This window comes from Acetobacterium sp. K1/6, assembly GCF_034438075.1.
GTDB lineage: Bacteria > Bacillota > Clostridia > Eubacteriales > Eubacteriaceae > Acetobacterium > Acetobacterium carbinolicum.
The window spans coordinates 96,642-116,978 of record NZ_JAXQGA010000003.1 but is presented as its reverse complement, the minus strand read 5'-3'; the positions used below and the strand labels follow the sequence as shown (position 1 = coordinate 116,978).

The window sequence follows — 20,337 nt, the reverse complement described above, 5'->3', positions numbered from 1 at the left end:
TTAAATTCACTCCATGACGTTATAACCTTGCTGTGGGTCTCTTGGCAAGGTTATAAAAATAATAAATCCGATCACAAACAAAGGGATAATTCCCAGTATACTCAGTCGGGCGTTGCCGGTCAGCGTTGTTGTCAGTGCCATGATCGCCGGTCCCACAATGGCTGAAAATTTACCAAAAATATTATAGAAGCCGAAAAATTCATTGGATTTTTCCTTGGGAACAATCTTGGCATAATAAGACCGGCTCAAGGCCTGAATGCCGCCCTGAGCGGAACCAATCATCGCCCCGAGAATAAAGACATGTCCGATCGAAGTGATAAAAATGGCCGCGATACAGGCCACAATATAGGTCATAATACCAACAATGATCATGGTGCTGGTTGAAAATCGTTTGGCCAGGTTACCATAAAGAATCGCACAGGGGAAGGCAATAATCTGGATAATCAGCAGGATTCCCAGTAACGTGACGGTATCTAGTGAATCCTTCCCGAGGATTGCAGTAGCATAAGGCACTACCATTTTGATGATCGTATCGACCCCATCGATATAAAAAAAATATGCTGCCAAAAAGATAAAAACCGTTTTATGATTTCGGATATTCTTAAAAGTATTCGCTAGCCGCTTAAAACTATTGACGATTGGCCGGGGTTCAGGTTCAATATAATGCCGTTGCTTTACATCTCTAATCATCGGGATAGTAAACAGTCCCCACCAAAGTGCCGTGACGATAAACCCGATCTGATAGCCAATCGCCTGGTCCATGCCCAGCAGAAGGATTAGTGCCAGGCTGATGCCAAACGGAATCACACTGGCGATATAGCCAAAAGCAAAACCTACTGAAGAAACCCGATCCATCCGTTCATTGCTGGTAACGTCCACGATAAAGGCATCATAAAAGATATTCGCACCGGAAAAACCAATAGCCGACAAAACAAAGAAAAAAATCAGCACCTGCCACTGTCCACTTGAAGGTGGCACAAAGGCAAGAGCGGCCGTTGCAAAAATCCCCAGCAACGTAAAGAATACAAAAAAACGCTTCTTCTTGTCCTTATAATCGGCAATGGTACCCAAAATTGGGCTAAGTACCGCAACTAAGATACTGGCAATCGAATTAAAATACCCCAGGTCCATACTGCTTTGAACATTTTCAAACATTCCAAATACAATTGGAAGTAAAGCCGTCGTTACCGCCATTGAATAGGCGGAGTTCCCACAATCGACCAAAATCCACGAAAATTCTTCTTTGCTTAATTTCAAAATGATCATCCTCCGTTGTTTTATTGCTATAAATCATCTGCAAATAAATCTGCTTAGACGTGAATTTATATCAAATTGCAATAAACTACAAGAATAACTCTGTTAAAAGCACTTTAAAATTGCGTTATTTTTGTTTTTCCAATGCCAGCAACCGCCTTTTTATTTCCAGCCCACCGCCATACCCCACCAGACTTCCATCGGCACCAATTACTCGGTGACAGGGAATAATAATGGAGATGGGGTTTTTGTTATTGGCGCCGCCCACTGCCCGGCAGGCTTTCTCGTTACCGATGGCCAAGGCGATGTCTTTGTAGCTGACGACCGCCCCATAGGGAATATCCTGGAGGGCTTTCCAGACCTTTTGCTGAAAGTCGGTGCCTTGAGGAGAAAGGGGCAGATCGAAACGCTTACGCGTCCCGGCGAAATATTCCTGGAGTTCCAAAACCGCTTTTTTGAGCAAGGGTGTTTCCGTGCAATTAACGCCTTCTGGCAATACCTCGCTAAAAATTAGCCGAGTAACGGCACTACCATTCTCAATCAGAACAATTTTCCCCAATGGGGTTTGATAACAAAAGCCCTTTTCCATTTTTTCTTCCTTTTCTATCTCAACATGCTTAAAACACTAACGAACAGCATCCTATCCGTGTCACCATTGTTTATCCTTGTCATAACCGTTTGTTTTTTAGTTCAATTGATGGTATTGCTGTTTCTTTGTAATACCCCAGACCCTTGGTTGCGCGGCTTCAAAATCTTCATTAAAAAGGCAAGCCCGGGCGATCTGGTTGTTATCGTAAGTTTTAAAGTAATAGGAACCCGTATTGCAAACCATACAAGCGGTGTATTGGGTAAAATCGATTCCCTCATCGGTGATAACACTTCCTTTGGGTATATCAACTGATGCCAAAATATGAAAGGCGGCGTTAATGCACTCTTCTTCCGTTTCAATAGGATTAATGGCTTCTCTTCCAAACAATGCCCGCAAAAATCGGGAAGGCGGTGTGTAATCTCCGGGCAAGCCAAAGGTTCCCGAACCCCCGCCAAAGGGATTGAATGTCATACCATTTAACTGAATTGGTCCTGTTTTATTTGGCGAAACGCCAATATAATTGCGAATGTTCGTTAAGTGCCAATTGAAGTCAGGACTGTTCGTCATCACCCCCAGAGGATTTTCATAGATGATGATACCATCCTTCGTTGGTTCAATCACCAACGTATTCCCTTTCTTATCAGTAATTATCCAGTGCAGTGGGGTAATTACATTCATAAGCTTAAGCGGCGTACTAACGATATTTAACTGGGGAATTGCCGCTTTCACTTCTTCAAGTGTCGAAAAATTGGTTAACAACCATCCAACGATTTCATGAGGAGCAAGGTTGGTTTTCTTAGGGATGACAGAATCGTTGTACTCCGCATAGCCTGGAAAGTATAAACTGGCACAGGATAGACCCGCTTCATTAAGGCCATCGGCAAAAAGATAGGTGCCTAAATTTCGACCGATTCCCATCATCGCATATTTGACTGATCTTACTGTTTGATCCACCTCAGACACTAACGAAAACTTCCTTGGCAGGAAAATCAGCTCAGGGTCTAATAAAAAAGCGAAATCCATGGTTCTGGCAAGCGTATTAATCTGATTTGTGGTCATTAAGGTGAGGCTCGTACACATTAAGAATTACCTTCTTTCTACTTTTTAATTATTATATCTGCTTTTGCAACAATAGTAAATGTTTAAACGCTCAACATAGCAAATCCATGACAAATAATTTTCGCCTTAAAAATAGATACTTAACAACTTCGTTTAATCACGCCACGATAAAGGCGGTTGACATTTGCACATGACACGGGGACGTTTTGTTTATGCTGTTCATTTACCACATCAATATTTAATCACACCCATCGCCTCTAAGATTGAGCTGATCAAAATACCAATAATACATAGCGGTGCAATGTATTTGACCATGATGATAAAGAGCTTTTCGCGTTTAAAAGGTGAAGACAACTTGACTTCATCGGTGATGATCTTTGTTTCCAGAACATGCCCAACAAGGATGCAGGTGAAAAAGGCACCAATCGGCATGAGAATAGAGTTCGTGATAAAATCAAAGAAATCCAGAAAGTTGAACCCAAAAATAAGCACCTCACTCCATACCCCTTGTCCCAATGAAGATGGTATCCCAATCAGAACTGCCAGCACCGCAACGATAAGCACGCCCTTCTTACGTTCCCACTTAAACTGATCACAGGCACTTGCTACTACCGCTTCCATCAGCGAAATGGAAGATGTCAGCGCGGCAAACAACACCAATAAAAAGAAGACACCACCCATAACATTTCCAAAACCCATGGTTTCAAACACCTTGGGCAGCGTGACAAACATCAAGCCTGGTCCCTTACTAAGGGCTGCGGGATCTCCTCCTGAAAAAGCAAAAACTGCTGGGATGATCATAAATCCGGCCAATATGGCAATACCTGCATCAAACATTTCGATTTGCTTAACCGAAACTTCCAGGTCTTCTTTTTTACTGAGGTATGAACCATAGGTGACCATAATCCCCATCGCCAGCGATAATGAGTAAAACATCTGTCCCATGGCCGCTAAAACGGCCTGAAAGCTGAAGTTTGCCAAATCCGGGTAAAGAAAGTACCATACCCCGTCCATGGCCCCAGGCTGCATAATCGAATAGACCGACAAAAAAACTGACATTACAATCAGTATCGGCATCAGTATCTTACTGGCTTTCTCAATACCATCCTTAACTCCTCTGATCACCACGAAGGTGGTCGCCAGAACAAAAATTGATTGCCAGATAATCGGTTCAAAGGGTTTTGCGATATAGTTCGAAAAATAATCGGCACCGGTTGTTGCCATGCCACCCCCGGTTACAAAAACGGCAAAATATTTGATTACCCATCCCCCGATTACACTGTAATAGGGAAAAATCAGAAACGCTACCAATGAGGCAATAATCCCCACGAAACTAAACCGTTTATCGAGTGCTCGATAGGCTCCCATGGGGCTAAGCTGAGTTTTTCGACCAATCGCCAATTCTGCTGTCATAATTGCAAACCCCAGAGTTACCACAAAAATCAGGTAAATTACCAGAAAGAGTCCTCCACCATATTTAGCCGCTAAATAGGGAAATCGCCAGATATTTCCCAGCCCCACTGCCGATCCGGCCGCTGCCAATACAAACCCGATTTTACTTGAAAACTCACTGCGTTTATTCACACCATTTCCTCCACTTGTTTCTGTTTTAATTTATTTCATCCAAATTTTTCCTCAATCGTTTTACAATCGATTCCAAATTAATCCGCACCTTTACTATTTTAACCGTTTTAATATTTTTTTCCACTACTATTTTTTTTATTGAACAAATGCTGTTTATGACTTTGAGCCTATTTTGTTAAAAATGACCACTAACGTGGATACGCTTTAACTGTCTTGGGTATTCATATCTGCTCTCTTTGCCGCTTTTGTGATTGCCCACTAAACAAAAAGCAACCGCTGAAAATGCGATTGCTTTTATTATTGTTTTTGATTATTCTTTATCTCTAGCTGATCTCACTAAGCGTCAGTCTATTGTCCCGACGGGACCTATTCACATCAATGATCCGCTGGTTTTTCGATCCTCTGAATTTAAGCATCAGGCTCTTCTTTTTTACTTCAAACTTTCCATCAACCAGCAGATCGGTGTTTTCCAGTAAGCGGAGCCGTCTGGCATCTTTTTTCTCTAGTAGGGTTTCATAGGTGTACCCGGTATAAGTCATCACATGATACCCCAGTTCTTTTGATCGTTTGGCCAATTCACAAAAGGCCTCTGGTTGTTCAAAGGGTTCGCCACCACTTAGGGTAATGCCATCAAGTAGCGGGTTCTTTCTCATTTCATCGATGATGGCGTCTACGTCCACCAGGTTACCCCCGTTAGAATCATGGGTCGCCGGGTTATGACAACCCTCACACTGGTGCGGACATCCCTGAGCAAAAACCACAAAGCGGATGCCTGGCCCATCGACAATGGATTCTTTGACCACTCCGGCGATTCTTACTTTTTTACTCATTGCAATTGCTCCATTGCTTCACCAGTAGCAATCTGCTCAGCAGCATTAAAATGTTTGATCCGATCTCTAACTTCCGCTTTTTTAGCATCGTTAAAACGGTCCAGAGTGCCCACCAGATAACCGGTGATTCGGCGAATGCGTTCAAATTTCTGCTCTCCTTCTGACCGACCGCAACTCGGGCAAACATCCCCGATAATTCCAGTATAGCCGCAAACCGGATCCCGGTCCACCGGATGGTTAATGGAACCATAGCCAATACCGGCTTCCTTCATCGCTCGGACCACCTTTTCAAAGGCCTCCAGATTGTCCATCGGGTCGCCATCCATTTCCACATAGGTAATGTGCCCAGCATTGGTAAGCTCATGATAAGGTGCTTCCAGTCTGATTTTGTCGTAAGCACTGGTTCCATAGTAAACCGGGATGTGGAAAGAGTTGGTGTAGTATTCCCGGTCGGTTACACCCGGGATATCGCCAAAAATAGTTTTATCCAGCTTGACAAATCGTCCGGCGGTACCTTCTGCCGGCGTGCCCAGCAGGGTAAAGTTCATCTGATAGTGCTGGCTGGTTTCATCCATTCGCTTTCGCATGTGGCCCACAATTGCCAGCCCCAGTTCCTGGACTTCTTGCGCTTGCCCATGGTGCTTTCCGGTTAAAACGACAAGGCATTCCGCCAGGCCAATAAAGCCCATACTCAGGGTCCCATGTTTGAGCACTTCCCGGATTTCCATCTCTTCAGTAAGATCATCGGAATCAATCCAAACCCCCTGTCCCATCAAAAAGGGAAAATTTTTGACCTTTTTATGGGCCTGAATTTCAAATCGTTCCAGTAATTGATCAATAACCAAATCAATTTTTTTATCCAGCTCAATAAAAAACAGTTCTTTGTCTCCTTGACTATTTAAGGCAATACGGGGCAGATTAATGGTGGTGAAGCTCAGGTTCCCGCGGCCATAGGTGATTTCCCGATTGGTATCATGGACATTTCCAATCACCCGGGTGCGGCAGCCCATATAGGCTATTTCTGTTTCCGGTTGACCTTCTTTGTAATACTTCAGGTTGTAGGGTGCATCCAGAAAGGAGAAATTGGGAAACAATCGCTTGGCACTAACCCGGCAGGCCAATTTGAACAAATCATAATTGGGGTCCCAGGGATTATAGTTCACCCCTTCTTTGACCTTAAAAATATGAATTGGAAAGATCGGCGTCTCCCCATTGCCCAGACCAGCCTCAGTAGCCAGCAACAGGTTTTTTACCACCAACCGCCCTTCGGTAGAACTATCCATACCATAATTAATGGAACTAAAGGGGATTTGGGCACCGGCTCGGCTGTGCATCGTGTTCAGGTTATGGACAAACGCTTCCATTGACTGATAGACACTACGGTCGATTTCCCGCTCGGCATTTTCCATTGCAAAGCCCTGCACCCGGTTAATGACATTGGCGTCAACAATCCATTGGGCCAGGCTCCGGGCTTCTGCTTCTTGATAACCTTTGGGTTGATTTAATTCGGGTCTTAACCCCAGTTTCTTTTCGATGTCCGCGCCGATGGCTTTAACCTTTGCTAAGGCATTCTTTGTCTCCGTTAATAAGGTTAAGGCCTTGGCAAGGTTCTCCTGATAAAGCCGGACAAAGGTTTTTTTTACCCCCGGAACCATGGCATAGTCAAAATTGGGAATGCTCTGTCCGCCATGCTGATCATTCTGGTTCGACTGGATGGCAATGCAGGCCAGAGCCGAATAGCTTTGAATATCATTGGGTTCGCGCAGATGTCCATGGCCAGTAGAAAAGCCATTTTTAAACAGCTTTTCCAAATCAATCTGAGTGCAGGTCGTCGTCAGGGTTAGAAAGTCCATATCATGAATGTGGATTTCACCGGCTTTATGAGCGGCTGAATGCTCTGGATTCAAGACAAACATTTCATAAAACTGCTTGGCGCCCTCTGACCCGTACTTCAGCATCGTGCCCATAGCGGTGTCCCCGTCAATATTGGCATTTTCTCGTTTTACATCATTATCCTTAGCGTCCTTGAAGGTCAGGTCTTCATATATTTTCATCAGCCGGGTATCCATCTCCCGAATTCGGGTTCGTTCAGCCCGGTATAGAATATACTCCTTGGCCGTTTTGGCGTGTCCGGTTTCAATCAGGATTTTTTCCACCGCATCCTGAATTTCTTCCACTGTTGGCGCATTCGTATTCATTTCCTGCTCAATATAAATGGTAACCCGCTCGGCCAGATCCATGGCCGTCTGATAATTCTGGCCGCCGATTTCACTGGCTGCCTTGAAAATAGCGTTGGCAATTTTTTCAATGTTAAACGGGGCTTCTCGTCCGTCTCTTTTTCTAATTTTTGTAATCATTCTGGTCGTTTCCTTCTTTCCTGCTAGTCTTTTAGGTGTTTTAGGCATGCAAAAACCCCTCAACGGCGTGGTCAAGAGGCATAATGATACATTGAACACCCTCTATCACGCGTAGAGTCTGGTGCATTTAATAACGGCGGGTAATCTGACTCCGGTTTGAACGTTCAGAAACAAACAGCTTAACCTGTTTATTTTCTTTTAACATCTCACCATTACAGCGGCGGGACCGTGCAGGATTCACACCTGCTTCCCCCAAACTGCACCTGTTGGCACAGCACCATTATCTCCTTATTTTGTTGTTTGTATTTTATCACATACAAGATGTAGTGTCAAACTGATTTATAATGCAAACGTTAATCACTATTTCAATCAAGTAACATCATCCCTATCGTGAACTTTTTCGCTTGTTTATGATAACATAAATTTAAAAATTTCTACCGTTAAATTTTTTGCAAACCCTTTCAAATTTTGCTAGTCTTAACTTTCTTCAGAAATATATATATTCGGCTGATAAGTATTGACAGACAAAAATAGGTAAGGTATTATCTATTAAGGTAAGGTCTTACCTTAATAGAAGCGAGGAGGTTATATTTTGGACCATATCGACTCAATGACCGATCAAAAATTTATCTTTGGCAGTGTTCAAGTCGTTGCCAACCAGATGACCACCCAACTGGAGCGGGAACTAAGAGAATACAATCTAACAACCAAGCAGTGGCTGCTCACGATTGTCGTTGCGAATACCTTTGATCATAACCCCACCATCAAAGAAGTCGCCAAAGGAATGGGCAGTTCTCATCAGAACGTCAAGCAGGTAGCTCTGAAGTTAGAACAAAAAGGCTTCATTGTTATGGAAAAAGACCCTCAAGATGCCCGAATCACCCGGATCAAACTAACCGACGCCGTCGATTCTTTCGGTAACGAAAGTCAGGCGAAAGCAGTGATTTTTACTGAAAAATTATTTAACGGCATCTCGGCAGAGGAGCTGGCCATGACTCGGTCAACCCTTGCAAAGATACTGACAAACCTGGAAAAGATGGATCAAGAATCAAGATAACAGGAGGAAAATACGTGAAAAAAGCAATGATTATTATTCTCAGTATTCTGGGCGTATTGGTACTAGTAGGTGCCGGCGGATTTTTTTATCTCACCAGCGGCCTGGAATCCGGGGAAAACCTGGCAATCAATCCGGTGGATCTACAAAAAATTGAAGATGGCACCTATGCCGGTGTTTACGAATCTGGACGTTGGACCAATGAGGTTGCCGTCAGTGTGGCCAATCATCAGATTACATCAATTGATGTGGTCAAAGCCGTCACCATGGAATCTCCAGATGTGACCAGTACGATTATCAACCAAGTCATTAAAATACAAAATACCACTGTCGATACAGTCAGCGGTGCCACGGTTACCAGCAAAGCCTATCTCAAATCCATTGAAAATGCCTTAACTCAATAAGATGCAAAGAAAGGAAATGCCCATGAAAACCATGATACTTTATGCCAGTAAATATGGCTTTACCGCGGACTGCGTCGCAGAACTAAAAAAGAACTTAAACGGAGAAACCCGACTCGTCAATATCAATTCCGATAAAATTCCCGCTCTGGACGACTACGATACAGTCTTAATCGGCGGTTCTATTTACATTGGACAGATTGACAAGAAAATAAAAAAATACTGTCTTTCACATTTAGATGAACTGAAAAACAAAAATCTGGGCTTTTTTATCTCCTGTGGTTCGGCTGAAACAATTGATACTTATTTTAAAGACTCTTTTCCCGACATTCTGCTCGAAAAAGCCCTTACTCTCGATAATTTTGGTGGCGAAATGAGACCGGATAAAATGAAGTTTTTTCATAAGTTCGTGTCAAACATGGTCGAGAAGTCTGGCCAAAAGGATAACACGTCTCCGATGAAGCCGTTGCCCGAAAGCATTCTTCGGATGGCAAATACGATCAATACTCATTCCTGACCGCCACTATCTTCAGCTGGCTCGATTGTATCCAGCAGTAGCTTCATAGCCGCAACAAACTGAGGATAGAAATTGATGATTTCTTTTTCTGCCCCGCTTTCAAGTGCTTTCTGGAAGTCTTTGGCGATTTCAAACAGTTGTTTGGCACCAATGCTTCCAGAACTGCTTTTAACCTTATGAACGATCTGGGCTGCCTCCTGAAAGCTTTCAGCTTTGATGGCAAAATCCAGATTTTCTATCACTTCCTGATTTTCATTGAAATAGGCTTTTAAAACACGCTCATAAAGTACCGCGTTATCTCCCATGTATCGGAGTCCTTCTTCCCGGTCAAGCACCGGGGCATCCGCCACTTTTCGGCTGTTTTGTTCGATGCTCTGGCTGTTAGCTTCTTTAATTCTGTTTTCTTTGCCCTTTGTTTCAGCGCTTGCAATTTTTCGGATGGTTTCCACAAATTTTTCAGGATTAAAGGGTTTACTGATATAGTGATGAATACCATAAGATTCGCATTTTTCCTTAACCCCCTCAATCACATCAGCCGTCATGGCCACAATCGGAATCTCAACCGAAAGTTCCCTGATTTGCTGGGCTGCTTCATAACCGTTAAGTACTGGCATATGCAGATCCATTAGAATTAAATCAATCTCTGTGCGATGTACCTTAAACAGATCAATCCCTTCTTGCCCGTCATTACCCAACCAGACCCGGAATCCCGCCGGCTCCAGTAATGATTTTGCAATAAGCTGATTGGTTTTATTGTCTTCTACTACCAGAATACCATAATTATTTTCAAGGCTATCCTTATCTTCCTGTTTAAATACCTGATTGGCGACAATGGCTTTGGTTCTGAAAATTTCCAGAATACCATTGTATAAAACTGATGGGATAATCGGCTTTCCGATACCGATATCCACCCCCTGGCTATCCAGTTTATCAAACAAGTCTTCCCGCATCATTGGCAACAGCATAATAACCCTGGGCTTTTTCAAGATTTTCCTGTTGTCCTGAATCATTTCCACAAACTTGAACCCACCGCCGGCAGGGGTATTATAATCCAGAATCAGCAGATCAAAGGGCTCTGAAAACTTACCATTTTCCAACTCCAGCATATTGACGACACTGGCCGGAGAAGTTGTCAGTTCACAATGCATCCCAAAGGCGCCTAAGTAACTGTCAATTATATTCATATTTGCGCCGGTCTTTTCCAGTACCAGCGTTTTAATGTCATTGAAATACAAGGATGAGACCTGTTGTTCATATTCCTGCTCTTTTTTCTGATCTTTTTCCAATGATAATTCAACGATAAACGTTGAACCTTCGCCCTCTGTACTGTAAACCGCGATCTCCCCATTCATCATTTCCACCAGACTTTTGACAATCGAAAGGCCCAGCCCAGTACCACCAAAACGACGATTAATGCTGGCATCACCCTGGGCAAAGGGTTCGAAAAGGTTTTTTATCTGTTCATCAGACATGCCAATGCCGGTATCACTAACCGTAAAGGCGAGATGGTAAAAATTGGATTCTCGCGCTACCAATCGGACATCAACCGCGACTTCCCCAGTCATCGTAAACTTGGTGGCATTGTTGATCAGGTTTAGTAAAATCTGTTCAATCCGTTTAGCATCGCCAAAATAACAGTTTGGTATTTTAGGATCCTTACTCAATTTAAAGCCAAGTTGTTGCTCTTCAATTTTATAAGAAACGATGTTAATCACATCCTGAATCACCAGATCCAGATTAAACGCAACACGCTCCAATTCGATTTTCCCAGCTTCAATTTTTGAAAAATCAAGAATGTCATTAATAATACTGAGCATTGTATTGGCCGATTGGGTAATGCGATCTAAATACATCTTCTGGGTCAGGGTTACCTGCGTTTTCTTTACCAGATATGCCATACCGGTAATCGCATTAAGAGGGGTTCTGATTTCATGGGACATCCGTGCCAAAAAACTGGATTTGATATTATTGGCGGCCTCGGCTTCCTGTTTGGCCTGTTCCAGATCCGTCTGAATTTTTTTACGCTTTTCAATTTCTCTTCGCAGTCTCAAAATCCAGTAAATTGAGACCAGCCAGATTAGTATAATCACCCCGCTGGTTATCAGGATCGCCTGATAAATGGGTCCGTAATCTGGTTCCACCGTGGCCCCAACCCACTTACTGTTAATGGCAATCCGCTCTTCCGGCGTAATGGTTGCCAGGGTTTTATCAATAATACCAATCAGCACCGGCCAGTCATTACGCACGCTAAAATATAACCCCTGCTGTTGCTCGGCTTCAAAAGCAACGTATTTCAAATTGGTCAAACCGGTTGAATTAATAAGGTAGTTGGTGGTCGCCAGATTCCCCATAAAAGCCGTTTCTGTGCCGTTGGCAACGGCGGTTAGGGCCGCTTCAACGGAATCGTACAGGCTTAGATTAATCTGCGGGTACTCGGCCAGATAGCTGTGATGGGAGCTATTCTTTTGAACTGCCACCGTTTGCCGATATAAATCTTCAATACTACTGATATTTTCGGTCGACTCTCTGATAACAATAACCCGTTTAAAATAATAATACGGTTCTGAAAATAAAAAATACTGTTCTCTGGCCGACGTTTTAGAAATCGCCGGAAGCATATCGACCTCACCATGAAGGGCTTTTTCATAAGCTTCGGTCCAGGTCAGCCCTTTAATCACTTGCATCTCTAAGCCTGTTTTTTCGCTGATTATTTCAAGATAATCTGAGGTAATACCCTGATAGGTGCCATCGTTATCAAAAAATTCAAAGGGCACAAACATCGGATCAACGCCCAGGCGGATCACCGGATGCTCCTCCATAAAGGCCAGCTCTTCTGCTGTCCAATCGATGCTATCATCACGGGCATAACAAAAAGAAGGGAAACCGATAATCAAGATAAGTAACATGATTAAGCGACCCAATCTTTTCATCACAATGTCTCCACTTCATGGATCTCCTGTATAAATTTACGGGAAATCTCAGCTACCTGCTCTTTAATTTCCAAAAATCCCACCACGATATCAGGATCAAAATGCTTGCCACTTTCGCTTATGATCAAATCAATGCTGTAGTCAAAATCATAAGCCGGTTTATAAATTCGTTTGCTGGTCAGGGCATCATAAACATCAATAATAGCCATCAGACGTCCCGGCAGAGGAATCGCACCCCCCAATAACCCATTGGGATAACCAGTTCCGTCATATTTTTCATGATGCGCACCGACAATTTCCATCGCCGTTTTGATAAAGCTGGGAACGTCTTCATCACAATAGATTTCGTTTTGCAGCGCGTTGACTCCATAGTTCACATGTTTTTTCATGATCGTAAACTCATCATCCGTGAGCCTTCCGGGTTTTAATAAAATATTATCGGGAATACCTACCTTGCCGATATCATGGAGAGGCGTGGTGGTTACCAGCTCCTTGACATAGGCTTCGGTAAGGATGTCTTTGTATTTATCCTTCGTTTTTAAATGGTCACAAAGAATTTTCATAATCAATTGGGTTCTTATCGTATGTCTGGATGATTCAACATTGCGAACTTCCAGTAGCCCAACCAGGGCCTGGATGGTAATATCCCGAGTCGCTGCCACCTCTCTGGTTTTCTTTAAAACCATGGCATCCAGCCGCTCATTATCCTGCTCAATCATTTTTTGAACCTGTTTTAATTTGATATGAATATTAATCCGAATCAGCAGCGACTGAATATTGAGTGGTTTTCTGATATAGTCAACCGCCCCTAATTCCAGACCTTTGACCTCATTGTCAATCTCGTCATAGTTTGTCAGAATAATGGTGCGGATCTTTCGAAACTCCGGATTTTCCTGCATTGCTTCTAGCACCTCAAAACCATTCATTCTGGGCATGTTTAAATCAAGAATCACCAGATCGATATCCGGGTTTTTTTCAATCAACGCCATGGCATCCAAGCCATCACAGGCGGTCAGCGTATGATAATCCGCTAACATGGTGCTGATAATCAGCCGATCCGTGGTTGAATCATCCACAATCAATATCTTTGTGCTCATTGTTCCCCCCTAAACTTTTTTTGATTGATTCCTTGATAACTATTTATTTCATTTTATCATAATGATGCTTGTTTTTTTCAGTTCAAACTAATATTCTTAATTTACCCCGTCTCCCCACGCTTAAACGGTGACTTAAAAAAGTTTCAAAATCCAATTAGATTTTGAAACTTTTTTAATGTGCTTTTATTCTAAGGTAAGTGGATTAAAACACGCCAACAGTACCACTTTTTAGTTATGCCTGTGATGATTTAAATTACCCAATCAAAGGCTGCCATGGACTGTTCCTTTGTTTCATGTCCAGAAAAATGGAGTTCTGGTGTTTTTATGCTAACCTTTGTCCCTTCCAGCACTGATTTTGTAATAAATACATTACTGCCAATGACAACCCCTTTTCCAACAACCGTCTCGCCCCCCAAAATGGAGGCCCCTGAGTAAACGGTCACCTCATCTTCCAGACAGGGATGGCGTCGCACCCCTCTTAATTTTTGTCCACCTCGGGTTGAGAGTGCCCCCAGGGTCACACCCTGATAAATTTTTACATGCTCACCAATAATGGCGGTTTCCCCAATAACCACGCCAGTGCCATGATCAATGAAAAAATACTTACCGATGGTGGCCCCGGGATGGATGTCAATACCAGTAATATTATGAGCGTATTCACTCATAATTCTGGGGATCAGTGGCACCGAGAGTTTGTAAAGTTCATGAGCGAGGCGGTGAATGCTGATAGCAAAAACGCCCGGATAACAAAACACAATTTCATCTTTACTCTTTGCAGCAGGATCTCCATCAAAGGCGGCAATCACATCGGTTGCCAGAAACTCCCGGATCTGAGGGATTTTGCTCATAAATTCGTAGCAGATTCTTTCCGCTTCCAGTCGATAATGTTCTTCATCCCGATTTTCTGCTCCCCCGGCCTGATGCTTAAGTGCCAGGGCAAACTGTTTGGTCAGACTTTCAATAATACAGACCAATAACTCTCCAATGTGATAATCCTGTATTTCTCTGCGAAAATTAGTTCTGCCAAAATAACTGGGGAAAACAAGCTGCCGCAACGCTTTTGTTGTATCGATAATCACACTTCGGTTGGGTAAAAAGCCTAAATCATGGGGCGCTATATAACATTCCTTTTTATAACTCTCTGAAATACTGTCTACCAGGGCGCCTATTTTTGTTTTATATTCGTTACTCATGACGTTACCTTCTCTTTTCTCTTATTTTTGTTCTTTTGAATCGATCATTAAACCAAATTAAGTTTCCTTAAAAATTTATCTTTATTATACTACAAAATCCATCTAAGTCTGGAAAAACAACAAGGATTAACCCCTTTAAATTCTAGGGGTTAATCCTCGGTTTTATTCCTTACCTGGTAGTTAGTACCTATATACCGCAGCAAGATCGCTTTGGGTTGGCATCTCTTCCTTTTCTAAAATCAACACCTCACCGCCCCGGCTCAGAACCACCTCAGCCATGTCATCGTAGACATCCCCGACTCGGGGGTTCTCAATTTTGCCCTGGACGATAGTGCCCTGATTGGGATCAAAAAGTCCCGGATGAACGGTGTTTTCCTCCAGGTATAGGGTCGCGACCCGACCTTCGGCAATGGCTCTACCAATTTGGACCAAATCATCGGACCCCAAGTCCTTGGCGTGAGCTTCGGTAAAAATGTCCATTCGTTCTTTTAATTCCTTTTTAAACAGTTCCTTCATCACGCTTTGGATTTTTTCTTGAAAACTCTTTTTATCCAGTGACACGCCATCAATTTTTATCCCGTGATCAATCAGATAATTATTCTTTGACAGCTTTCTGAATTCACCCTGATGTTCATCTAACCCCACCAGGATCAGTGGTATCTTATATGTATGGGAATACTGTTCTAGAATAAAGGCATCAACATAACGGAAAAATTTTTCCTGATCAACCTTCCGCTCATCTTTGGCACCGCCATGGCCATGATACATCGCTTGGTCTCCACCAATACTGGCCACGGAAAGATGAGGAGCGGTTTTTTCAGTTCCCAAAACCCCTTCCATGGTTGAGTCTTGTTCTGCCACCGGTATTTCATGGATTCCATAGCGATCAGCTTCATAGAGGATAAAATTATCCCGATTGAGTCCTAACACGTGATAATGACCATAAGATTGAAAACTCCTTAAGATCGGTTTTATATAATAGCTGTCTGACACTATTGCCAGGCTTTTTGTTTTTACTGGCAGCTTATAGACAATGCATTCTTCTTCATCACCCAGAATTGCCAAACTTTCAGTGGCACCTTCCCAGAACAATGCATCCTCCTCCATTTCTTTAAACAGCAAAAACAACTCTTTAAATCCTTTGAATTCCTTGTCTTTTAACGAAGCCTGGACTTCTTTGACGAGATTTTTAAAACGGATGGGATTTTCCAGACGATCCGGTTTCTTTATGTTTGTTTCCACATAGATGGAAATAACCGGCCTCTTTCCTTTTTCCATCATAGGATGGGGAAATTCTCTAATGATTTGATAGTTCATCTACAAATCCTCCTCTCTGATTTATAAAGTATTTACCCGTTTTTTTTACTAAATCACACTTTTTTTCTTCGCTGCTAAATAAGCACGGCCCTTCCAAGTGATTATACGTCTCTTAAACCTTCTTAATTTTAAAGACTGTTATCCTTTCTCGATTTATTAAACACAAAAAAAAGAAGGCGCGTTTTCCTCACCTTCTTTTTTTTGTAATTATATTTTAGCACGTCTTTTTTTAAGCATTAACTCTAAGATTACGGTTTTTAGCTGAACTTTTATAAGTTCAGGAAATATTGCTCATCTAAAATAAATACTGGCGAGCCGTCCTTGGAACGCTTCCCTAAAAATAAACTTTCGTGAGATTGATGGGTCACCGAATCCAAGGTGGTTTCCCGATCTTCTTCAATCGGTTCGATAGCAAATACCTCATCTACAGTCAGTCCGATTTCTTTGCTACCTGTGGAATCTTCAAGAACAATGACAACTTCCCGTTTGGTATCTGAATATTCCCTACATAACGAATTAAAAAGGTTAATCATTTTTTTTAATTCGCGGTTTTTGGCTTTGTTAATGGTTTCCGAAGCTTTGTCATATTCGCCCTTATCAACAAGGTTTCGAACCTCAACCCCCACGGCATGTATTTGTTTATGTGGCGCGTCAAATTTTTTCAACAAATGATTTAAGGTCAGGTCATTCGTTTCGAAGTGATCATACCATTTGCCAAAGGCACAGGCATGCGGATCTGTGGTTAGCTTAAACTCACGCTTTTCCAAAACGGAGTTTTCCAGTTCATTAAGCCAGTTGATATGATCTTCCTTTCGGGTTTTCATTAGCATTTTTAATTTTGCAATTTCCTCTTCTACTGTCGGCAGACCGTAAAATTTCCGGGTATCAATAATTGGTACAATTCTCCCCCGTAAATTAACTGCTCCCTTCATGTAGTCGGACATACCTGGCATCCGAATTAAATTTTCGATAATAAAAATGGATTGAATGTACTGACTGGACACACCATAGACACTCTGTTCCAGATTAAAAAGCGCCCATGGGTATGTTGTTGTCTCTAATTCACTCATTGCAGGCCTCCCGATTTATATTGTGTTGATTAAATGTTTATTACAAACTCGTTAAACTCTATGTTAGTTAAACCTGCTTAAATAGTCAAGAAAAAAGATTGTTAATTTTAAGAAAAAAACACCGCTGTCGCTATTGCAAAATAATACCCTAACCCGACTTTGACAAACCCACCAAACAATGCTAAGATTGCCTTATTAAACTGAAAACGTTATATTGTTGCTATTATCCTGACCGAAAAGATTTTTCTGACCGGAAAGGTGCGAAATTGGCAAGTTTATTTGATTTAATATTTTTTATATTTTATTTTAATAAACATCCTAATGCTATTACGCTCTCTTTCCGTCCTTTTTTCGGAAAGAGAGTTTTTTTATCTTTGATTTTGTTGAAATGAGGAAAAAAATGCGAACAGAACACGATTTATTGGGCCAACGGGACGTGCCCGTTGATGCTTACTACGGCATCCATACCGTTCGGGCCCGGGAAAATTTTTCTATCACCGGCATTCCCATTCATAAAGAGTTAGTGGAAGCCCTGGTGGTGATCAAGAAAGCGGCAGCCCTTACCAATATTAGCATTGGTGCCCTGGATGCAAAAAAGGGCGAAGCCATCACGGCAGCCTGTGACGAGATCCTAGCCGGCGCGCTGCGAAGCCAGTTTGTCGTGGATTGTATGCAGGGGGGCGCCGGCACCTCTGCCAATATGAATGTCAACGAGGTGATTGCCAACCGGGCCATTGAGCGCCTGGGCGGACAAAAAGGGGATTATCATTTGATTCATCCCCTGGATCATGTCAATCTTCACCAATCCACCAATGATGTCTTTCCAACGGCGGTACGGATTGCCGCCATCCGACTGTTAAAGCCGGTGGCTGAATCCTTTGCCAACCTGCAATCAGCGCTCCAGGAAAAAGAAGAAGAATTCTCCCGGGTCATCAAAGCCGGACGGACTCAGCTTCAGGATGCGGTACCGGTAACCCTGGGCCAGGAGTTTGGCGCCTGGGCTCAGGCTATTTCCCGGGATCGCTGGCGACTTTACAAAGCCGAAGAACGACTCAGGCAGGTAAACATCGGTGGTACTGCCGTAGGCACCGGATTAAATGCGCCCCGTTCTTACATCTTTACGATGATTGAAAAACTCCGGGATCTCACCGGCATCAGCCTGGCCCGGACCGATTACATGATGGATCCGACCCAGAACTGCGATGTCTTTGTGGAAGTTTCCGGCCTGTTAAAAACCGCCGCCGTCAACCTGTCCAAAATTGCCAATGATCTGCGACTGCTTTCCTCGGGCCCTTACACCGGCATTGGTGAAATCACCTTACCCGCAGCGCAGGCCGGGTCTTCAATTATGCCGGGAAAGGTCAATCCGGTCATTCCTGAGGCTGTCAATCAGGTGGCCTTTCAGATTATCGCCAATGACACCGCGATTACTCTGGCCGCCATGTCGGGGCAATTAGAACTCAATGCCTTCCTGCCAGTGATTGCCAAAAATCTGTTTGAAGAACTTAATCTGCTCGATCACACCCTGCCGATCTTTATTAAACGCTGCATTGAGGGAATCACCGCCAACACGCAAACCTGTCGGGAACATCTGGAAAACAGTACCGTGATGCTCACTGCCCTCACGCCCATTCTCGGGTATGACAAGGGCACCGAAGCGGCCCTGATATTAAAAGAAACGGGACAATCCATTCGCGATATTATCCTTGAAAAAAATTGGATGACCGCGGCTGAACTCGAGGCCCTTTTAAAACCGGAACGACTGACCTCACCCAGTACAGATAAAAAGCACTGATCGAAAGGAAATAAAAAGTTATGAATGTGAATAGCATGAATGAAACCCCCATGTCCAGCCGGATGGCGATTGGTCTTTTTGGCAAACGAAATGCTGGAAAGTCTTCGCTGATCAATGCCCTCACCGACCAATCGGTGGCGGTTATTTCGGATGTGGCCGGAACCACCACTGACCCGGTTTACAAAACCATGGAACTGCTGCCGATTGGCCCGGTCGTCTTTATTGACACCGCCGGTCTGGACGACACCGGAGAACTGGGGATGTTGCGAATTGAAAAAACCTACGAGGTGCTCAGGAAATGTCATTTTGCCATTGTGGTCGCTGATATTGAAACCGGCATTACTGAATTTGAAGAAGAATTTATTGACCAGTTAATTAAGCGAAAAATCCCCAGCGTTTTTGTGCTTAATAAAGCCGATAAGGGTTGTCCTGCTCCTGAAGAAATTGAAGCTTTGAAAAAAACACTTAAAATCCCCTTATCCTTTACCAGTGTTTATAATGGTAGCGGGATTAAAGCCGTTAAGCAAATGATCATCGACCACGCCAACTATGAAGATGTCGAACCAGCGCTGGTTGGGGATCTGATCGAATCCGGTGATATGGTGGTACTGGTTACCCCGATCGACAAATCCGCTCCCAAAGGCCGACTGATTCTGCCCCAGCAGCAAACCATCCGGGACATCCTTGAAAAAGATGCGGTGGCCATGATCACCAAGGAACACGAGCTAAAACACACCCTGGAAAACCTGGCTAAGCCTCCAGCTCTTGTCATCACTGATTCCCAGGCCTTTCTGAAGGTCTCGGCCGACACCCCAGCCGATATACCGCTGACCTCCTTTTCGATCCTGTTTGCCCGCCAAAAAACGGATCTGGCCGAAATGGTTAAGGGGATCAAACGGATTGAACAATTAGCCCCCGGGGATAAGGTGCTGATCGTCGAAGGCTGTACCCATCACCGCCAGGCCGATGATATTGGCAAGGTCAAAATCCCTCGCTGGATCCGCCAGATTACCGGCTGTGATATTGAATTTCACTGGGCTTCGGGCGCTCATTATCCCAAGGATATTGGCGAATATGCGGTTATTGTCCACTGCGGCGGCTGTATGCTCAACCGCCGGGAAATGCAGTACCGGGTTCACACCGCCAGAAATAAAGGGGTTCACATCACCAACTACGGGATGCTGATTGCCTATGTACAGGGCATCTTAAGCCGAGCTCTGGAGCCCTTCCCGGCCGCCAAACTGGCCTTGGAAGAAAATCAGTTAAACTGAATAAACCGACATCCTGATG

General features: G+C 43.5%; 16 protein-coding genes and 1 riboswitch. Of the genes, 5 read left to right on the top strand and 11 right to left on the bottom strand.

All coding sequences use genetic code 11. From position 1 onward, the window contains the following. Positions 1-6: 6 nt before the first annotated feature. From U2P91_RS03600 to U2P91_RS03575, 6 genes are all read right to left on the bottom strand, one after another. Entirely contained in the window at positions 7-1,257 is a 1,251-nt protein-coding gene (locus U2P91_RS03600) for an MFS transporter (protein WP_111889776.1), read from the bottom strand. Positions 1,258-1,381: 124 nt separating this feature from the next. Next, positions 1,382-1,843: a methylated-DNA--[protein]-cysteine S-methyltransferase gene (locus U2P91_RS03595; RefSeq protein WP_111888783.1), complete on the bottom strand. Its 462-nt coding sequence runs from the start codon at positions 1,841-1,843 to the stop codon at positions 1,382-1,384. 96 nt (positions 1,844-1,939) lie between these two features. Next, complete coding sequence (locus U2P91_RS03590; protein ID WP_111888782.1) at positions 1,940-2,923, bottom strand: linear amide C-N hydrolase; 984 nt, start codon at positions 2,921-2,923, stop codon at positions 1,940-1,942. 210 nt (positions 2,924-3,133) lie between these two features. Next, positions 3,134-4,486 carry a sodium-dependent transporter gene (locus tag U2P91_RS03585; RefSeq protein WP_111888781.1) on the bottom strand — a complete coding sequence of 451 codons (1,353 nt, stop codon included), beginning with the start codon at positions 4,484-4,486 and terminating at the stop codon, positions 3,134-3,136. 323 nt (positions 4,487-4,809) lie between these two features. Further along, positions 4,810-5,316, bottom strand: a complete 507-nt coding sequence (gene nrdG / locus U2P91_RS03580; RefSeq protein WP_111888780.1) for an anaerobic ribonucleoside-triphosphate reductase activating protein — start codon at positions 5,314-5,316, stop codon at positions 4,810-4,812. Beyond that, positions 5,313-7,673 carry an anaerobic ribonucleoside triphosphate reductase gene (locus U2P91_RS03575; protein WP_322519023.1) on the bottom strand — a complete coding sequence of 787 codons (2,361 nt, stop codon included), beginning with the start codon at positions 7,671-7,673 and terminating at the stop codon, positions 5,313-5,315. Before U2P91_RS03575 ends, nrdG begins: the two co-directional genes overlap by 4 nt. 117 nt (positions 7,674-7,790) lie before the next feature. Beyond that, positions 7,791-7,970: riboswitch (cobalamin riboswitch) on the bottom strand. 295 nt (positions 7,971-8,265) lie between these two features. Here U2P91_RS03575 and U2P91_RS03570 point away from each other — a divergent pair. From U2P91_RS03570 to U2P91_RS03560, 3 genes are read left to right on the top strand one after another with little or no spacing between them, the layout of a single operon-like run. Further along, positions 8,266-8,730 (top strand): MarR family winged helix-turn-helix transcriptional regulator, encoded by a 465-nt coding sequence (locus tag U2P91_RS03570; RefSeq protein WP_111888779.1) that lies wholly within the window; start codon positions 8,266-8,268, stop codon positions 8,728-8,730. Between the two features lie 14 nt (positions 8,731-8,744). Continuing rightward, entirely contained in the window at positions 8,745-9,131 is a 387-nt protein-coding gene (locus U2P91_RS03565; protein ID WP_322519022.1) for an FMN-binding protein, read from the top strand. Positions 9,132-9,153: 22 nt separating this feature from the next. Beyond that, on the top strand, positions 9,154-9,645 hold the full coding sequence (locus tag U2P91_RS03560; RefSeq protein WP_322519021.1) for a flavodoxin domain-containing protein: 492 nt from the start codon (positions 9,154-9,156) through the stop codon (positions 9,643-9,645). On the opposite strand, the gene U2P91_RS03555 is transcribed toward U2P91_RS03560, so the two are convergent. The 5 genes from U2P91_RS03555 to U2P91_RS03535 form a co-directional block, all read right to left on the bottom strand. Further along, positions 9,636-12,575 carry a response regulator gene (locus tag U2P91_RS03555; RefSeq protein WP_322519020.1) on the bottom strand — a complete coding sequence of 980 codons (2,940 nt, stop codon included), beginning with the start codon at positions 12,573-12,575 and terminating at the stop codon, positions 9,636-9,638. The two genes, U2P91_RS03560 and U2P91_RS03555, sit on opposite strands and share 10 nt — an antisense overlap. Beyond that, on the bottom strand, positions 12,575-13,672 hold the full coding sequence (locus U2P91_RS03550; RefSeq protein ID WP_111888775.1) for an HD domain-containing phosphohydrolase: 1,098 nt from the start codon (positions 13,670-13,672) through the stop codon (positions 12,575-12,577). Before U2P91_RS03550 ends, U2P91_RS03555 begins: the two co-directional genes overlap by 1 nt. 248 nt (positions 13,673-13,920) lie before the next feature. After that, positions 13,921-14,865, bottom strand: coding sequence for a serine acetyltransferase (locus U2P91_RS03545; protein ID WP_322519019.1), 945 nt, complete (start codon positions 14,863-14,865; stop codon positions 13,921-13,923). Between the two features lie 180 nt (positions 14,866-15,045). Next, positions 15,046-16,182: a hypothetical protein gene (locus U2P91_RS03540; RefSeq protein WP_111888773.1), complete on the bottom strand. Its 1,137-nt coding sequence runs from the start codon at positions 16,180-16,182 to the stop codon at positions 15,046-15,048. Positions 16,183-16,451: 269 nt separating this feature from the next. Beyond that, positions 16,452-17,252, bottom strand: a complete 801-nt coding sequence (locus U2P91_RS03535; protein ID WP_111888772.1) for a chemotaxis protein CheW — start codon at positions 17,250-17,252, stop codon at positions 16,452-16,454. Between the two features lie 400 nt (positions 17,253-17,652). On the opposite strand from U2P91_RS03535, the gene U2P91_RS03530 reads away from it, so the two are divergent. Then, the gene (locus U2P91_RS03530; protein WP_322519018.1) at positions 17,653-19,047 is read left to right on the top strand and encodes an aspartate ammonia-lyase; all 1,395 of its coding nucleotides are present in this window, start codon (positions 17,653-17,655) and stop codon (positions 19,045-19,047) included. A gap of 20 nt (positions 19,048-19,067) precedes the next feature. Then, positions 19,068-20,318, top strand: coding sequence for a [FeFe] hydrogenase H-cluster maturation GTPase HydF (hydF, locus tag U2P91_RS03525; protein ID WP_204355408.1), 1,251 nt, complete (start codon positions 19,068-19,070; stop codon positions 20,316-20,318). Positions 20,319-20,337 lie beyond the last annotated feature (19 nt).

Bases quoted from the DNA above. Each gene is read 5' to 3' on its own strand.
- U2P91_RS03595 (WP_111888783.1), bottom strand. From the start codon at position 1,843: ATGGAAAAGGGCTTTTGTTATCAAACCCCATTGGGGAAAATTGTTCTG.
- U2P91_RS03590 (WP_111888782.1), bottom strand. From the start codon at position 2,923: ATGTGTACGAGCCTCACCTTAATGACCACAAATCAGATTAATACGCTT.
- nrdG (WP_111888780.1), bottom strand. From the start codon at position 5,316: ATGAGTAAAAAAGTAAGAATCGCCGGAGTGGTCAAAGAATCCATTGTC.
- U2P91_RS03575 (WP_322519023.1), bottom strand. From the start codon at position 7,673: ATGATTACAAAAATTAGAAAAAGAGACGGACGAGAAGCCCCGTTTAAC.
- U2P91_RS03560 (WP_322519021.1), top strand. From the start codon at position 9,154: ATGAAAACCATGATACTTTATGCCAGTAAATATGGCTTTACCGCGGAC.
- U2P91_RS03555 (WP_322519020.1), bottom strand. From the start codon at position 12,575: ATGAAAAGATTGGGTCGCTTAATCATGTTACTTATCTTGATTATCGGT.
- U2P91_RS03550 (WP_111888775.1), bottom strand. From the start codon at position 13,672: ATGAGCACAAAGATATTGATTGTGGATGATTCAACCACGGATCGGCTG.
- U2P91_RS03545 (WP_322519019.1), bottom strand. From the start codon at position 14,865: ATGAGTAACGAATATAAAACAAAAATAGGCGCCCTGGTAGACAGTATT.
- U2P91_RS03540 (WP_111888773.1), bottom strand. From the start codon at position 16,182: ATGAACTATCAAATCATTAGAGAATTTCCCCATCCTATGATGGAAAAA.
- U2P91_RS03535 (WP_111888772.1), bottom strand. From the start codon at position 17,252: ATGAGTGAATTAGAGACAACAACATACCCATGGGCGCTTTTTAATCTG.
- U2P91_RS03530 (WP_322519018.1), top strand. From the start codon at position 17,653: ATGCGAACAGAACACGATTTATTGGGCCAACGGGACGTGCCCGTTGAT.
- hydF (WP_204355408.1), top strand. From the start codon at position 19,068: ATGAATGTGAATAGCATGAATGAAACCCCCATGTCCAGCCGGATGGCG.